This is a genomic window from Vibrio sp. 1S139 (assembly GCF_041439475.1).
Classification (GTDB): domain Bacteria; phylum Pseudomonadota; class Gammaproteobacteria; order Enterobacterales; family Vibrionaceae; genus Vibrio; species Vibrio crassostreae_C.
On record NZ_JBGOOD010000003.1, the window covers coordinates 145,287 to 162,004 of the forward strand.

The window sequence follows — 16,718 nt, forward strand, 5'->3', positions numbered from 1 at the left end:
ACCTAGCCTACAACTTCATGTTGACGTTCATGTTGTAGATGATCCATACCGAGCCAGCGATAAGAATCAATACAACAATGGCGGTAAACATCAATGACACCAAGTTCCAACGCCCATCGGGAGATTTCGCTTCCATGTGCAAGAAGTACTTAAAGTGGACAAAGATTTGCACCAGCGCACAGCCGAACAAGATCACGTAAGTTTCCGTACTTGGTAGCGCATGTGCACACACAATGTAGAACGGAATAATGGTGAGAATTAGTGAAGCAATAAAGCCTTTCACGTAATCCGTTGCACCGCTGTCTAGATGCTGTTCCATTACATCACCCCCATTAAGTACACGATGGTAAATACACAAATCCAAACGATATCAAGGAAATGCCAGAACAAACTTAAGCACTGGAAACGCATCGACATGTTGTCGTTCAAGCCTTTGGTTGAAAGTTGGTGATACGCCACCGCCATCCAGATAAGACCGAACGTTACGTGCAAACCGTGTGTACCAACCAAGGTAAAGAACGCTGAAAGGAACGCACTCTCTTGAGGACCATAACCTTCTGCAATCAAGTGGTGGAACTCATACACTTCCATACAGATAAAGGCTAAGCCCAATACGAAAGTCACTTTGATCCATCGCTTCAGTCCGGTCACGTCTTTTCGCTTCATTGCAATCATGCCAAAACCAAAGGTGATGCTACTGAACAGCAGCATCATGGTTTCGACAAACACGAACGGCAGTTCAAAGATGTCTTTACCTGTCGGCCCTGCAATTGATCCACTCTCAAGCACGGCATACGTCGCGAAAAGCGTGGCAAACAGGACACAGTCACTCATCAAGTAAACCCAGAAGCCAAACAACTTATTCCCCGCAGCTTCGTGGTGATGATCATGCGAGTGTGCAAGATCATAAGTGTGTGACGGAGTATTAGCTTGCATACGTCGTCTCCAAGTCATCTTTTTTGTCGTTGTTATCAGTGTCAGCGCTGTTACCACGACCAGAATGGTCGCCTTTCACTGACTGTTTCTTCGCTTCTGCAAGCTGTGCACGTCGAGCCGCTTCAATCGCTTTGATCTCTTCAACTTCCACGTAGTAGTCCACATCGTCGTTGTAGCTGTGTTGAATACACGTCACCACGATGCCTACTAAGCTTGCAGCCGCTAGCCACCAGATGTACCAGATCATTGCGAAGCCAAATGCCAACGCCCATGCAGACACATAAATGCCTGTCGGTGTGTTCTTCGGCATGTGAATACGTTCGTATTCTTCTTCCTGAGTTGGATCAAACTCACCACTTTGCTTTTGATACCAGAACGAATCGATCTCATCGCCCTTAGGCAATTTTGCAAAGTTATAGAACGGTGGTGGTGACGATGTCGCCCATTCGAATGTACGTCCGCCCCAAGGGTCACCCGTTAGATCTCGGTTTTGGTCGCGGTCACGAACACTCACGTAAATCTGAACGAACTGACACACCACACCCATCGCAATCACGCCCGTACCTGCAGCCGCAACCGCCAATAGTGGGAAGAACTCAGGGTTAATGTCTTGGCTCAAACGACGCGTCATGCCCATAAAACCTAGAGCGTAAAGCGGCAAGAACGCCATCAAGAAGCCGATGATCCAGCAGTAGAACGCGCGTTTGCCCCAAAGCTCGTTCAAAGTGAAACCGGTCGCTTTCGGGAACCAGTAACCAATCGCAGCGAAACAACCGAACACTACGCCACCGATGATTACGTTGTGGAAATGCGCAATCAGGAATACTGAGTTATGCAGAATGAAGTCTGCACCCGGTACTGCCATTAACACGCCCGTCATACCACCAACGGTGAAGGTGATAAGGAAGCCAACTGTCCACAACATAGGTGTTGTGAAACGGATACGACCTTTGTACATGGTGAACAGCCAGTTGAAGATCTTAACCCCGGTCGGGATAGAGATAATCATGGTTGCGATGCCAAAGAAGGCATTCACATTGGCGCCTGAACCCATGGTAAAGAAGTGATGCAGCCAAACCACAAACGCTAAAATAGTGATAGCCACCGTCGCCCATACCAGTGAGGTATAACCAAACAGTTTTTTGCGAGAGAAGGTTGCAGTCACTTCAGAGAACACACCGAAGATAGGCAAGATTAGGATGTACACCTCAGGGTGTCCCCATGCCCAAATCAAGTTCACATACATCATCACGTTGCCACCAAGGTCGTTGGTGAAGAAGTGCGTGCCGATGTATCTATCCAACGTCAGAAGCGCGATGGTTACCGTTAGGATTGGGAAAGAGATGATGATCAGGATGTTGGCACACAGAGATGCCCAAGTGAATACTGGCATCTTCATCATTGGCATAGAGGGAGTACGCATGCGCAAAATGGTCGCAAAGAAGTTCACACCCGTTAGCGTAGTACCCACTCCGGATATTTGCAGCGCCCATATCCAATAATCGACCCCGACTCCCGGGCTCGCCTCAATACCAGACAGCGGCGGATACGCCAACCAACCCGTACGGCCAAACTCACCTAAGCCAAGCGACATGTTGGTTAGGATAATACCCACCACAAATAGCCAGAAGCTCAAGTTATTCAGATAAGGGAATGCAACATCACCATCGCAACCGCAATGTACATGAAGCCCAGTTTTTTGTGGTCTAGAGAGGTAAACCATTCATTCCAGAGGTATTGCCACTTACCGGCTTTAGTGACCGCGTACACCACTAAAGCACCCACCAAAGCAATCATGGTTAAGGTGACCAAAATAATGGGTTCGTGGTAGGGAATAGAGTCTAGAGTTAATCTTCCAAACATGACGATTATCCTTGGGTTTCCGGCAAACAGTTCATTGAACCAGGGTGCTGGGTCACGACATCGGTGAATAAAAATGGTGGGATACTGGAGAACAGAGTGACGGGTTCAGCCACACTTGGCGCAGCCAATGAACGGAACTGCTCCCAATCTTCAATGCGATCAGGGCTTGCTTTCACTTTTTCCACCCAGTTTAGAAATGCCACTTGATCAGGCATCGCTGATGCAGTGAATTTCATCTGTGAGAAACCTTTGCCACTGTAGTTCGATGCAAAACCTTTGAAGTCACCTTCATGGTTAGCAATCAAGTTCAGCTTGGTCACCATTCCCGGCATCGCGTAGATCTGCGAACCAAGACGCGGGATAAAGAACGCGTTCATGATGTTGTCTGAAGTCAGCTTAAACGTCACCGGTACATCTTTCGGGAACGCAACATAGTTAACCGTCGCAATGTTTTGCTCCGGATAGATGAACAGCCACTTCCAGTCCAGAGAGACCACTTCGATCACCATAGGTTGCACATCACTTTCCAGAGGCTTGGAAGGCTCTAGTTCGTGTGTTGTTCGCCAAGTGATGGTGGCAAGAATCGCGATGATGATGATTGGAATCGTCCATACCACCACTTCGATCTTGGTTGAGTGTGCCCAGTCTGGTGCATACTCTTCCGTGGTATTGCTCTCGCGGTATCGGTAAGCAAAGTAGATGGTCATCAGAATCACTGGGATGACGACAATCAACATCAGCAACAGAGCCGTGATAATCAGCTCTTTTTCCTGAACGCCAACGCTACCTTTTGGGTCGAGCAATGCGGAGTTACATCCTTCGAGCATCAGAACGGTTCCCAGCAAACCAATCTTCAACAAATTTGTCCTCGATAAAATGCGTTTATATCTTGAAGCTTCCATTAACTTTCTCGATGGTTATCCAGCCTCAGAACGAACGTCTGAGTACTGGTTGTCATGATCATTAGAATATTTATGTGTTGAGCATGTGAAACGCCGCATCTCAAAAAGCAATGCAATAAGGTTCGTTACTGCTGGGTTAAAACCACACAGAAAACATGACTTAATTGTTACACTTTGAAATACATTGTTACATTTGGCGCATTATGAAGAGTTGAAATTGAAAGCTCACCAAACAAACTTGGAAACTAACCTTCCATTTATGAAGACGAAAACTAAGAAGCAGTAAGCGATTAAGACACACATCAATAGCGTGCTACACAGATGGAACCAGTACTGACAAGGGATTTAGAAAAAGTAGATAAACACTCGCTCACCACCAAAGCTCGGGGCAAGTTCAAGGTACATTAGAAAGAGCGAATAAATAGAAGTGTGACGCCCGTCAAAATTGTGAATTCACATACCATTTACAAGGTATTCACTGGTTAGATTATTCAAAACACCCACTCATTCACCAACAAGATAATCAAGCATTCATCGATGCACTAATGTGACGAATTGAAAGAATATAATGACTAACAGAAAGAATATTGTGGCTAACAGAAAGGATAATTTGACTAATTGAGGGCGTAATAGCGGTGAAAAGCACAACAAAATGGTAGGAATTGGGATGAATTTATCGAGAATAACCACACCATAATCGAGCCAGATACGGCTCGATTATGGGCAATTGAAAAGCAGTTAAATTAAAAAACAGTTATGCCGCTTGAGTCGCGATGGTTTTTCGCTGATTTCGAGTCATCAAGTGATAAACCACCGGCACAAAGTAGAACGAGATAAGCGTGGTTAATACCGTTCCGCCAACAATCGCGACCGCGAACGGAGGCCAGAAACCACCACCTGCAATAATCAGTGGCATAAAGCCGCCAACAGTTGTGATCGTGGTTGAGCTGATATGACGAGTACACGACATCACCGCCTCAACGACTGCATCGACATTACCGGATGAAGCTTGTTCATCGAGTTTCAATTCCGTCAGAATCACGATGGCAGCGTTAATCGCTAAGCCCGCAATCCCGAGCATGGCGATGATCACCGTAAAGCCAAACGGATAACCGAAGATCCATACCGACAACAGCCCTAGTCCACCAGCCAATCCTGCTACCATGAAGATGATGCTACTCATTCGGAACGAGTTGAACGACATCACCATCACCAACACCATCAATACCACCACAACGGCGACATTCGAGATCAGGCTGTTGACTGAATTGTCTCGTTCAGCGGATTCACCACCAAAACCAATCGTGTAACCCGATGGCATCTGATAACTTTCTAGGCGTTTTTGGAATTCATTGAGCACGGTTTGAGGCAAGACTCCCGCTTCAATGTAGCCCTCAATGGTATTCACACGCTGCCCGTTACGACGGGTAATCGCGCCGCGACTGGTCGTCAATTCCAGCTCAGCCAGAGTTGAAACATTAATCCCCGTCGAGTAAACATCAGAACTGATTGGCAAACGAATATTGCTTAAGTGCGCTAGATTTTCACGCGCATCATCCGCGACACGAACACGGATTGGTACCGACTCACTGCCTTCAATCACAGAACCACTTTCACGACCTGTCAACGTAGTTTGCAGCATACCTGCGAACTGGTTCAATGAAATACCATTCAGCTTTGCGGTGTCTTCATCGACCTTCAACCACACCTTCGGCGTACCCGGTTGCAGCGTTTCCCTTGTGTGCGTCACATGAGGAACACCCGCCAAAATCAATCGCACATCCTCACCAATCGCTTTCAACGTATCGAGGTTTTCACCATACACTCGCAATTCAACGGGCGCGGTAAATGGAGGCCCTTGGTTAAGCTTACGTACCAAGATTTGTGCTTCCGGCACCTCTTCATCCAACACCTTTTGCAACTGTGGAATTAGCGCATTGGCTTGGTCAAAGTTCTCTGTTTTCACCATCGCTTGCGAGAAGTACGGCGCGTTATTTTGCCTTGCTTGCAGGTTGTAATAGAAGGATGGGAAGTTTGCGCCCACTAGCCAATCGATACGCTCCACTTCAGGGTAACGATGAATGATATCGTCAATTTTTTCAGAGGTGTTTTTAGTGGCGTAAATGCTCGCTTGCGGCGGCATGTAAACCTGAATCTCAAACATGTCTCGGTCTGATGGCGGGAAGAATTGCTCAGTCAGCTGAGACATACTCCAGTAACCGGTAAACGGAACCAACAACACCAAAGCAATCGTGATGATTGGATGCGTGACACCAAAGCGGACAGAAGATGAGAACCAGCGCGTCAAAGCCGGGATTCTCAAACCCGTCATGTACCAATGGTGCTGCCCTTTCTTGTCGACATCACTGAGTTGTTTCGGCAGTAGCTTAGTCGCTAAGCCTGCGATTAAGGTGTGCGAGATAATGTAAGAGCCGATCAATGAGAAAGAAACGGTAATCGCAATTCCCCCCACGAACTCACCTGATGCACCCGGCATCAAGATAATCGGGGCAAACGCCAACACGGTAGTTAAGGTTGAGCCTAATAACGGCACCCATAAATGCTTCAATGCATTCATGGTCGCTTCAGCGCGCTGTTGCCCTTTCAAGCGATAAGCTTGAATGGTATCGACCATCACCACCGCGTTATCAACCATGATACCGAGCGCCACAATTAGGCCTGTCACCGACATTTGGTTAATCGGTACACCGGTCATTTTCATGATCGACAGGGTCAATAATGAGGTTAACGGCAGAGAAATGGCCACTAAGATCGCGGCACGCACGCCTAAAGTGACAAACAGAACAATCAAGATCAGACCAAAACCGATCATCAAGCTTTTGCCTAAATCGTCTAAGCGAGTTTCGGTATAACCTTGCTGATTAAAGAGCACGGTCACCTTAACGTTACTTGGTAACTCTTGCTCAAATTTACCAATCAGAGCATTAGCTCGCGACGTCCAGTTATCAACTCGCAGATCAGGGTGCATTCTTGCCGCGACAATCACACCCGGCTCACCATCAACAATAGCAATCTGGTCTTGTGGGGTTTTCTCACCACGTTTCACCGAAGCAATGTCTTCCATACGGATGATGTGACCTTTGCTATCAGTGGCTATTGGCACTTGCTTAATGCGTTCAATGGAATCAAGTTCAGATTTAATTTCTAAGCCAAAGCGAGAATAAGCACTGACCAGTTCACCCGCCGAGTTCTTGGCGTCTGCCCCTTCGAGCGATTCAGCGATATTGGCGCTTGAACGCCCTAGAGCAGCGGCATCGGCCGTACGTAAACTGATTTGAATCTCTTCTTGTGGCATCCCGTATTCATCAACGAATTCAGTACCCGACAAAGTTCTTAGTCGCTTGGCGAGCTCTTTGGCATAACGGCCCAGCGTTAACCTATCAGGCTCGCCTGCACCAGACCAAGTTAGAGATGCGATGGTTGTGAAAGCATAGGTATGGTCACTGTCGAGATCGGGAGAATGAGAACCCGCAGGTAAAATGGATTCGATGTCAGACAGTTTGTCACGAGCTTGAGACCAAACCGGCTCAGGCTCGGTGATGGTGTCATTCAATTCTAAGGTGACAATAGACACGCCCGGTCTTGAGGTTGAGCTCACGAGTTTAACTTCACTCAGCTCGCGCAGCTTGTTCTCGATAACTTCTGTTACCAAGGTTTCAACACGCTCGGCACTGGCTCCGGGGAAACTGGTAGTAATGTTCGCGTAACGGTTGATGATTACTGGGTCTTCTGCACGTGGCAACGTCATGAACGCCGAAATACCACTCACCATCAGCAGCGCGGTCATCAAGATAAGCAGTCGAGTGTTGGAAATAGTCTCTATTATTTTCATACTATTACCTACTCAGCCGCACTGACTGGTTTCACGATTTGGCCCGGAACTAAGCGATGTAAACCACTGGCGATGACCTGTTCACCGTCTTCAATCGCCCCACTCACGTACGCTTGTTGATTGTTGGCAAACAACACCTGAACACTTCTACGTTCAACCTTATTGTCTTCACCAATCACAAAGATGTTCCACACACCGCGCAATCCATCAATCAAACTCGTTAATGGCACCCAGTAACCTGAGTCATCAATCTGCTCATCAAATTTAAGGTAGGCAAGTTGCCCTTCCAATACCGATGATTGTTCAGGGAATAGGTAACGCAAACCGACACTGCGAGATTGGGTGTCGACCATTGCGCCGGGATTCAATAGCTCCACGGCATAATCTGTTCTCCCAACTCGGATGTTAGGCGAAGAAAGTGAGGTGACTTTTTGCATTTGGTGAGCAGGAATACCGATGAAGGCCTCTTTGCCCTCAGAAGCGAGCAGTGTAAGAGTTGGATTACCCACATTCACCACATCTCCGAGCGAAACAAAGCGCGTCGCGATGGTTCCAGAATAAGGCGCAAGCACTGTCGACTTCACCAATTTCAGTTCGTTGCCTTTTACCGATGCATCGATGCGCAACAAGTTCGCCTGCAATACGCGCTGTTCACTGGTTAACGAATCAATTTCCGCCTCAGCACTGAAGCCTTTTGCTTTCAATGAGCGCTGACGCTTTAAGTTCGCGGCCACAAGACTCAGTTGAGCTTTCACTTCTTCGGCTTGTGCTTTCAATTGGCTAGATTCAGTCTGCAGCAATTGAGTATCTAACCGGATTAACGGTTGACCTTCGGTTACTGTGTCACCGACATCCACTAAAATCGCATTTACTTTTCCGGCCAACTCGAAACCTAAATTGGCCTGCTGACCCGCCTTAACCACACCCACATATTCACGCTGCACTGCATAAGAGGAAGACAGCGCCAAGGCCATCGTTTCTACAGTTAAAATGGTTTGGACGCTCGAAGCCGTTTCAGCGGTTGAATCAACCGACTCTTGGGCTTGTTCCTTTTCGCCACATCCAACAAGAAAAGCCGATAGAGACAACGCCACCGCACTTCCCTTCATCAATTTATACATACTCACTGTTCCTATGCAGTACTCAATCATGTTCTTTTTTTAGACTAACCAAACCAAACTAGACTGTCTAGTTTGATTATGTTAAAAATAAGTTTCATCGTTAATGATTGATAAAACCATCACAAAAAGCATAATGCTTAGCGTAAAACGAGACACATAGAACTGAGCACCAACAGGCACCAAGCAACGAGACAAACTAGATAACGAGACAACACTAAGTAACGAGAAGCAAGCACGTGACTAAAATCATCAAGAGTGAACAGAAGAGATCGCAGATCTTAACCGCAGCCAGCCAACTTTTCTCTGAGTATGGCTTCAAGATCAATATGGATCAGATAGCAAAAGCAGCGAACGTTTCAAAGCAAACGGTCTACTCTCACTTTAAAAACAAAGACGAACTTTTCGAAACCTGCATGCAAACCAAGTGTGCGGAACGCGAACTCAGCCCTGCAGCCTTTGATATGGATGCTGCGGTGGGTGATGAGTTGGTGAAATTTGGTGTGAAGTTTCAGGATTTATTACTTGATGAACAATCTAGACAAACCTTTCAAAATGCCATTAGCCAAGCGAATACGCATCCAGAGATCGCCTCTATCTATTTAGAAACTGGGCCTCAGAAAACCACCAAGTTACTTGCTGATTATTTGCAGTCGAAAATAGACTCTGGTGATCTCACACTGTCGACATCAAGCTCGCCAGTCATTGCAGCACGCCAACTGTTGCTGATGTTTCACGGCAAATCGGCGTATTGGGGATTCTTCGGACACGACAGCGGAGAATCTGAAGAAGAAAGACTTCACTACACTCGCGAATGTGTCGCGCTATTCTTGAACGGCAACCAGCCTCGTTAATTGTAGCTCTATCTTTGAATAAAAAAGGCACAGAGAAATTCATCCTCTGTGCCTTATCAATCATCAGTCACTCTCAGCAATAACAGCGATCGGTTTATTGGGTATGTTCCACAACGATCAGCTCATCGGTATTGAAGCCACGCTCTTTCGACATGGCTTTAAACTTCTCCATCACTTCTGGTGCGACTTCAGGCGTTCTTGCGAGTAGCCATAAGTAATCAGTGTCGGGCCCAGAAACAAACGCGTATTGGTAGCCCTCTTTGTCTAATTCAAACACGACATAAGCGCCGTAGAAAGGGCCAAAGAAAGACACTTTCAAATAGCCTTGTTCAGAGCCCTCAACGAAGTACGCTTTTCCTTCCGCTTCGTTCCACTCACCTTCTTCCGCCGAATAACCACGGTTAATCACCTTCACGCCGCCATCATCACGAAGGCTGTATTCAGCGCTGATGTTGTCTAAGCCACGCTCAAACGAGTGATCCAAACGAGCCACTTCGTACCATTTCCCTAGGTATCGTTCCAACTCAAACTGTTGAACAGGCTTTACCGTTTCGGGCATGCCAACACAACCACCCAATAAGATCACGCTAAGCAGCAATAATATTTTTTTCATCCTAACCTCGACTTGTTTTTATTAGTAATGCGAGTAAGTCTCTTGAAAACATAAACTTACATCCTTGGTAATACGTTAAATCCATTTTTATAGCTCACTTAACTGTAATTTATTCAGAACCTTATGTGAATTGTTTAGTCTGCGAATGGATTCGCAATCCTTTATTGACGGGCTGTATTCCCACAACCACCTCAAAAGGCACTGGAATTACATTCAAACAAGAGAGCAACCAAGGACACTTTATTAAAAATTCACGATATGATTCTCGCCACTCGCTTTCTATACTTACTAAACCGTGGAACATGGAAGACATAATAATGAATAACAAGCTCACTCTGCCACGTACTGCATGGATAGCATTACTCACAAGCTTATCGGCCGTAGCGCCGGTGCTTGCACAAGCCAACACTATTGTTCAAACACAAACACAAACACCAGTTCAAGCGCAAACATCTGTTCATAACCAAAGTGCTGACCAGATCTTTATCAATGCTGATATATACGGGCATCGTGAGTCGGACTCGATCGTTACCCACAAAGGCAAGATCATCTTCATTGGTAACCAATCACAGGCGCAAACTTTTCAAGGGCAAAGCACTGATGTCATTGATTTAGACAATGCCTTTGTCCTTCCGGGATTTATTGATAACCATAACCATGTGTTTGAAGCCGCCTCAGAGCTGGGTGGCAATTGTGAACTCGACTCTGAAGCAACGTTAGAAGAGCAAATCCCCTACTTAGAAGCGTGTAAGATCAATGCTGATACCGATGGCAGAGGTTGGCTTATGGGCTATGGTTTTTCTTTGGAAGCGACGCTCGATAGCGACTCTGACTACACGCCACTAGAGATCATCGACAGTGTCTTCCCTAATCGCCCCGTGGTGCTTATGGAGCAGACTTCACACTCGATGTGGGTCAACTCAAAAGCACTAAAAATCGCTCGAATCAGCCAACAATCTCCAGACCCACAAGGCGGTGTTTATTTAAAAGACCAAGACAGCAGCAAGCTCAATGGCATATTGCTAGACAATGCTGGCGATCAAGTGATGGAGATGGCTTGGAATAGCCAAAGTGAACTGTTTGAGCAAAGCTACCAAGGCTTAATGTTCGGGCTTGAGGAAGCGGCAACCCACGGCATCACCACCATTGGCGACGGTCGCATGTATTGGAAACGAGGTTGGTATGACGTTTGGCTAGAGGCCGAGCAAAATCAAGACTTAACGGCGCGAGTATCGCTACGCCCTTGGGTGTACCCATCGATGGTGATGTCTTCTCAATTAGAAGTCTTTGAGAAAATGCATTCCGACGATAAAAGCCATCTGTTACTTGTCGATCAGGTGAAAATGTACAGTGATGGCATCTTTATCAATGGCACCGCCAAAACACTCGCGCCCTACTTAGATACTTATCTACCCCAGTCTCCTAATGGCTTGAACTATATTCCGCCAGAACAAATGAAAGAATGGTTAACTGCGCTCGAGAAAATCGGCTTTAGCGCCCACATTCATGCGATTGGTGATGGAGCGGTTCGTGAATCTCTTGATGCGATAGAAAGTATTCGCAAACAAGGTTCAACCAAACCCTACACCCTAACCCATGTCGAATTAATCAATGATGAAGATGTGCCACGCTTTCGCCAGTTAGATGTAACTGCAGATTTCCAAGTTGGCTCTGATTACGTTGCAAGGCATCAACACCAATGGGCTGAAGCTTTCCTAGGTGCTCGCCGTGCTAAAGCCATGATGAACCTCGATGCAATACTCAAGACCGACGCGAATATCACCTTAAGCAGTGACTGGAACGTACACGACATCAACCCTTTAGTCGGCATCGCGAACAGCTTAATCATGGGCCAAACCGGCCTAACCGATATCTACACAGCCATCGACGCTTACACGCTCAATGCCGCCAAAAGTCTTGGAATTGAAGATGTAACAGGTTCTATTGAGGTAGGCAAATCCGCTGACTTCGCCATTCTCGACCGCGACATCACCACAGTATCAGCAAGACAAATCGCTAAGACTCAAGTGTTGATGACGGTGTTACGCGGGGATGTGGTTTACGAAAAATAAAGCCAATTCGCGTATCGAATTGGTTATCGCAACTCAAACGAAAACGAGCCAGCTTATTCAGCTGGCTCGTCTGTTATTCACATTTGTATTTTAGTTCTATTACGCGTTGGTCTCTTTAAGCGCTTTCACATTTGAATCTTGTTTGTCATCCAGAGCAAAGTAGATCTTCGATACAATCACTTCAGCAACCAGAATCGTAAATACCACCGCGAAGAACGCTACCACGCCGCCCCAAGGGCCTGTAAAGCTCACCTTCTCGCCGAACAAGAGGTTAATTGCTTCTAGCATCACAAACTTAGAACCCACCAAAATAATATAAGTGGTGATTGCTCGATAAACCTTAGGTGCTGTGCCTGGCTTGCTTTTGAAGTGCTCAGCAATTTTATGTTCTAAACCAATAGAGAGCTTCAGTAATAGCTGCAACAACAACGCTGCAATCAAAGAGATCGTGAAAGACTCAATGTTCACAAAGTCCCAGTACTCATCGAAGAAGTTAAGTACGACCAAGTCCACCAGCACGGCTAATGTGTAACCTACGAATAGACGTTGTGGTGTGTTGAATCCGTAAACTTTGTCTGATTTAGTCATTCTGTCTCTCTCTAATCTAATTTGATAAGTCGCCTTGATTTGAAATACATCTTAGCGTTCGAATCAAAGCAAAACTTACCATTTCATGACATCGCCAACATTCATTCCTCAAATTAATAATTCGACAGAAATCCCCCTTGCCTTTCTTATAGCAATCGCAAAAACACACCCAATTCATCACTGTCACCAAATGGCCATTCATTAAATGCTGCGCCCCATAAGATGACTCCATCAGCGACACACACTCATTTCCAAAAGGTGCAGACTATGAAAAAGCTAATCACTAACGCGAACGTATTTAACGGTGTTGAGAGCAACTTAATCGAGAACGTATCGATCCTCATCGAAGATAACTTGATCACTCAGATTGGAGAGATTGACCCAACGATTGCCGATGAAACGATTGATGCTCAAGGTGGCACGGTCATGTCAGGCCTGATTGATGCGCACGTTCATATCACTTTATCTGCACCATTCAATGTGATTGATACCATGACGCGTGAAGAAGTGGCGATTCGCTCAGCAAAGATTTCTGAAGAGATGTTAATGCGTGGCTTTACCACCATTCGTGATGTAGCAGGTAACACGCTTGGCCTTAAAAACCAGTATCGACAACGGCTATGCCACTGGCCCACGTATTCTGCCTTCAATGGCAGCTATCTCACAAACCTGTGGTCACTCCGATTACCGTCAAAACCAAGCACAAGAGCGTTTAGCAAACGGCCATGAAGACTCACCTATGAGGAAGCTTGGCGCAATGAAAGTGGCCGATGGTCGTTCAGAAGTCTTAAAAGCGGTTCGCGAACAGCTATTTATGGGCGCATCCCAAATCAAGATCATGGCGGGTGGTGGCGCATCTTCAACGTTTGATCCGCTAGACACATTGCAGTTCACATCTGAAGAGATGAAAGCTGCGGTTGATGCCGCTTCAGATTACGGCACTTATGTCGCTGCGCCGAGCCGCTGAAGCGGGCGTGATGTCTTTCGAACACGCCACCATCATGGACGACGACATTGCCGAGATAATTAAAGAGAAAGGCATTTGGGTGATTCCTTCTTACTTTACCTCTTCATTGATTGCAGAGCGTAAGATCCCGCTGCCGAATGAGGAGACATACCGCAAGACAGAACGTGTAGGTAAAGCCATGTTCAAATCGGCAGAACTGATTAAGAAATACGACATTCAGAACATTGCTTTTGGTACTGACTGTGTGGGCGAAACCAACGTTCATGCGACACAATTAAATGAACTTGGTGCGATTGAGCAAGTATTCGATACCATCACCGCGCTTCGCATGGCGACATCAAACTGTGGACGTTTGTTCGAGATGTCGACTTATCAACACCCGTACCAAGAAGGCAAACTTGGTCAAGTGGTTGAAGGCGCGTATGCCGACCTATTGATCATCGATGGCAACCCACTGGACAGTGTTGCTTGTGTGGCAAACACAGAGACACAAAAACTGATCATGAAAGACGGCAAGGTATATAAAAACACGCTTTAGTGTTCAATATACTCACTAAGTAATGAAACCTCTCAGGCAAGCAAGCGAACTTTATAGTCGTTTGCTTGCCTTTTTATTAAGCGCTGTTTTATTGCTACTATTAAACTCAGGTTATTGATTTATGGATAAATCGGGGTGGGATAAGGATGAAATTAGAATGAAGCTATTACTTACTGCACGCTTAATCAGCACAGTGCTATTACTCAGTTCACTGCTGTCAGGGTGCGGTAACTTTAGAAATCTATCTAATGAGATACAAGCCATCGACTCCATAACCAATCAATACATGGTTACCTTGAATCAACATGCCTCCGGTTCTGCCGTGGTGATTGAACAAATCAAAGACATTAACAAAGGCGAGGTTGATGGCTACGATGGCATCATAGACAGTGACAGTATTCACTTACATGTATCGAATAACATCCACTACCTACTTATCTTTGAAGATAAGAATCAAGATCTTACCCTACAAGCCGATGAAGCTTTCAGTCTAATCAACCTACGTGATCACCAAGACAGATCAACAATAGAAGTCTCACTAACGGTTAATGAGAGTGAAGCCCCAAGAGCGTTTGTTGATCGTTCACTATCTTCACTGTTAAAAATCGAATTGGATTTGATCGACATAGGCACAGTCGTGAGCTTGGAAGCTCCACCTTTTGACAGAAAAAATGGCAAACTCGGCATGTGGCAGCCGCTGACCTTTTTGCTCGAAGATAACGCTGGGCTCTACTTTCTGTCAGAGTTCGACCCAAACAAAATCCCGATCTTGTTTGTGCATGGCATCAACGCCACTGCGTTAGATTTTGCCCCACTGATTGAAAAAGTCGACCAATCTAAATATCAGATCTGGGTCTTTAACTATCCTTCAGGCTTGTCTCTGGCTTTGAACTCCAAAGGCCTGAATAACCTCATGCACACGGTGTTAACGGAATACAAAATCCAACAATTACATGTTGTGGCACATAGTATGGGCGGGCTTGTCGCCACCAACAGTCTTCGCCAGTGCCGTATTGGGCAGCTATGCGATTTTGTAAGCAGCGTAGCCACCATATCTTCGCCGTTTGGTGGTGTCGAGTCTGCTAAACAAGGGGTCGAGTACTCTCCCGTAGTAATGCCGGCATGGGTTGATTTAAATCCAGACGGGAAATTTATCGCTGACTTATTAATTGACAGCAGTAAGATTCACATTCCCCACTTTTTAGCCTTTGGTTATAACTCGGGCGACCTATTTAATACCAACAGCAACGATGGTGTGATCAATTTATCAAGCCAATTGTCGCGCCCAGCCCAACTCCACGCGTCACAAATCCTCGGCTACAACGAAACCCATTTGAGCATCTTAGATAACGATGACCTTTTTGAAGACCTGTCCGAGTTTTGGTTAAGAGCTGAAGAAGCACATTGATTTATGATTCGGTGCACTAGGCGGCGTAGGTAAATCAGATATTAAAATTGGAACGCTTAGGCATTCCAATCTTTTGGGTGAAGCGTAATGTTTTTCTGAATTGAGAGCATTGATATCCTGTGCGTTCAGGCTGATTTCGAACACCCACCCCCTCTAACTCCCCCTCCAATTAAGTTTATCCCCCCTCTAGATTGACGACCGAGGGGGAGAACCTTCTTTAGCGCTGAATGTGTAACTGCACATGTAACGATCTGTATTCAGTTCCTCCCCTTTCTACGAACCACAATGGATTGTAGATACTGATTAAGGGGAGGCTAGGAGGGGATTTTTAGTAGGACTAACACGGATTTGCCCCATTGTGTGTTCACTTCGATGAGTGAACTACATCGGCAATCTATTTTTACAATACATAAACTAATGGTTAGGAAAAGGCCCGACACATTTTCTTTCTTCACTCTAGGTAGTCAGCATATTTAGATAGTATGGACAATAGGATAGAGTCAGACCATACTCCAGTCAAAAAGCTCATCGAAGCGATTCAAGATCTTTAAAGGTTACGAGACTGAATAAGAGTCAATTTGATTGTTGGTTACTCTGTGACCGGGGGGAGGTGAGAGTGCACGAGGGGTCAGCGTTTTTGAATGAACTCTTCAATACCTTTACAGTTGAAGTATAAAATGAGGCGGCCAAATAGCCGTCCCAGACACACCATCTGACTTGTTTATCCACTCATTCCTTTAAGCCAAAAATTAATTCAATTTCATCATCAAGTCTTCTGCCCGTTGGTATAAAACCAAGCTTTTGATAAATAGAGAGCGCATTGCCTTTTTCTTTATCCATCGTGGTCAGGGAGACGCCTTTTAAACCGGTAATGGAAGCGTATTTCTTACTGAAGTTAATCGCTTGACTCCCCAATCCTTTTCCTTGGAAACGATGGTCAATCATGACGCGCCACATAGACAGGATCTTAAGAGCTAACTTGTTTATTTAGATAGAAAAAAGGCTT

11 protein-coding genes and 3 pseudogenes are annotated in these 16,718 nt (G+C 45.8%); 5 read left to right on the forward strand and 9 right to left on the reverse strand.

Annotated elements, in window-relative coordinates; translation table 11 throughout:
* Positions 1-7: 7 nt before the first annotated feature.
* The 6 genes and pseudogenes from cyoD to ACED46_RS02235 form a co-directional block, all read right to left on the reverse strand.
* Positions 8-319 (reverse strand): cytochrome o ubiquinol oxidase subunit IV, encoded by a 312-nt coding sequence (cyoD, locus tag ACED46_RS02210; RefSeq protein WP_371720831.1) that lies wholly within the window; start codon positions 317-319, stop codon positions 8-10.
* Positions 319-954 (reverse strand): cytochrome o ubiquinol oxidase subunit III, encoded by a 636-nt coding sequence (cyoC, locus tag ACED46_RS02215; RefSeq protein ID WP_080967339.1) that lies wholly within the window; start codon positions 952-954, stop codon positions 319-321. Before cyoC ends, cyoD begins: the two co-directional genes overlap by 1 nt.
* A pseudogene (locus ACED46_RS02220) lies at positions 926-2,799 on the reverse strand (cbb3-type cytochrome c oxidase subunit I). The gene cyoC and the pseudogene ACED46_RS02220 overlap by 29 nt, the downstream one beginning before the upstream one ends.
* 5 nt (positions 2,800-2,804) lie before the next feature.
* Positions 2,805-3,701 (reverse strand): ubiquinol oxidase subunit II, encoded by an 897-nt coding sequence (cyoA, locus tag ACED46_RS02225; RefSeq protein WP_371720832.1) that lies wholly within the window; start codon positions 3,699-3,701, stop codon positions 2,805-2,807.
* A gap of 754 nt (positions 3,702-4,455) precedes the next feature.
* Positions 4,456-7,554, reverse strand: a complete 3,099-nt coding sequence (locus ACED46_RS02230; RefSeq protein WP_371720833.1) for an efflux RND transporter permease subunit — start codon at positions 7,552-7,554, stop codon at positions 4,456-4,458.
* Positions 7,555-7,562: 8 nt separating this feature from the next.
* The gene (locus tag ACED46_RS02235) at positions 7,563-8,675 is read right to left on the reverse strand and encodes an efflux RND transporter periplasmic adaptor subunit (protein WP_371720834.1); all 1,113 of its coding nucleotides are present in this window, start codon (positions 8,673-8,675) and stop codon (positions 7,563-7,565) included.
* A 236-nt stretch (positions 8,676-8,911) separates the two neighbouring features.
* Between ACED46_RS02235 and ACED46_RS02240 the strand changes: the two genes are divergently transcribed.
* Positions 8,912-9,526 carry a TetR/AcrR family transcriptional regulator gene (locus ACED46_RS02240; protein WP_017078915.1) on the forward strand — a complete coding sequence of 205 codons (615 nt, stop codon included), beginning with the start codon at positions 8,912-8,914 and terminating at the stop codon, positions 9,524-9,526.
* A gap of 94 nt (positions 9,527-9,620) precedes the next feature.
* Here the strand turns inward: ACED46_RS02240 and ACED46_RS02245 are convergent, their stop codons facing one another.
* Entirely contained in the window at positions 9,621-10,139 is a 519-nt protein-coding gene (locus ACED46_RS02245) for a lipocalin family protein (RefSeq protein ID WP_017060193.1), read from the reverse strand.
* A 317-nt stretch (positions 10,140-10,456) separates the two neighbouring features.
* Between ACED46_RS02245 and ACED46_RS02250 the strand changes: the two genes are divergently transcribed.
* The gene (locus tag ACED46_RS02250) at positions 10,457-12,211 is read left to right on the forward strand and encodes an amidohydrolase (protein WP_371720835.1); all 1,755 of its coding nucleotides are present in this window, start codon (positions 10,457-10,459) and stop codon (positions 12,209-12,211) included.
* A 99-nt stretch (positions 12,212-12,310) separates the two neighbouring features.
* Here the strand turns inward: ACED46_RS02250 and ACED46_RS02255 are convergent, their stop codons facing one another.
* A complete protein-coding gene (locus ACED46_RS02255; protein ID WP_371720836.1) occupies positions 12,311-12,799 on the reverse strand; it encodes a hypothetical protein in 489 nt (162 codons plus the stop codon).
* Between the two features lie 267 nt (positions 12,800-13,066).
* Between ACED46_RS02255 and ACED46_RS02260 the strand changes: the two are divergent.
* The 3 genes and pseudogenes from ACED46_RS02260 to ACED46_RS02270 form a co-directional block, all read left to right on the forward strand.
* A pseudogene (locus tag ACED46_RS02260) lies at positions 13,067-14,304 on the forward strand (amidohydrolase family protein).
* Between the two features lie 157 nt (positions 14,305-14,461).
* The gene (locus ACED46_RS02265) at positions 14,462-15,712 is read left to right on the forward strand and encodes a lipase family alpha/beta hydrolase (protein ID WP_371720837.1); all 1,251 of its coding nucleotides are present in this window, start codon (positions 14,462-14,464) and stop codon (positions 15,710-15,712) included.
* A gap of 556 nt (positions 15,713-16,268) precedes the next feature.
* Positions 16,269-16,388 (forward strand): annotated as a pseudogene (locus ACED46_RS02270) (IS6 family transposase); the annotation flags it as partial.
* Between the two features lie 53 nt (positions 16,389-16,441).
* Here the strand turns inward: ACED46_RS02270 and ACED46_RS02275 are convergent.
* Positions 16,442-16,669 (reverse strand): GNAT family N-acetyltransferase, encoded by a 228-nt coding sequence (locus ACED46_RS02275; protein ID WP_371720838.1) that lies wholly within the window; start codon positions 16,667-16,669, stop codon positions 16,442-16,444.
* Positions 16,670-16,718 lie beyond the last annotated feature (49 nt).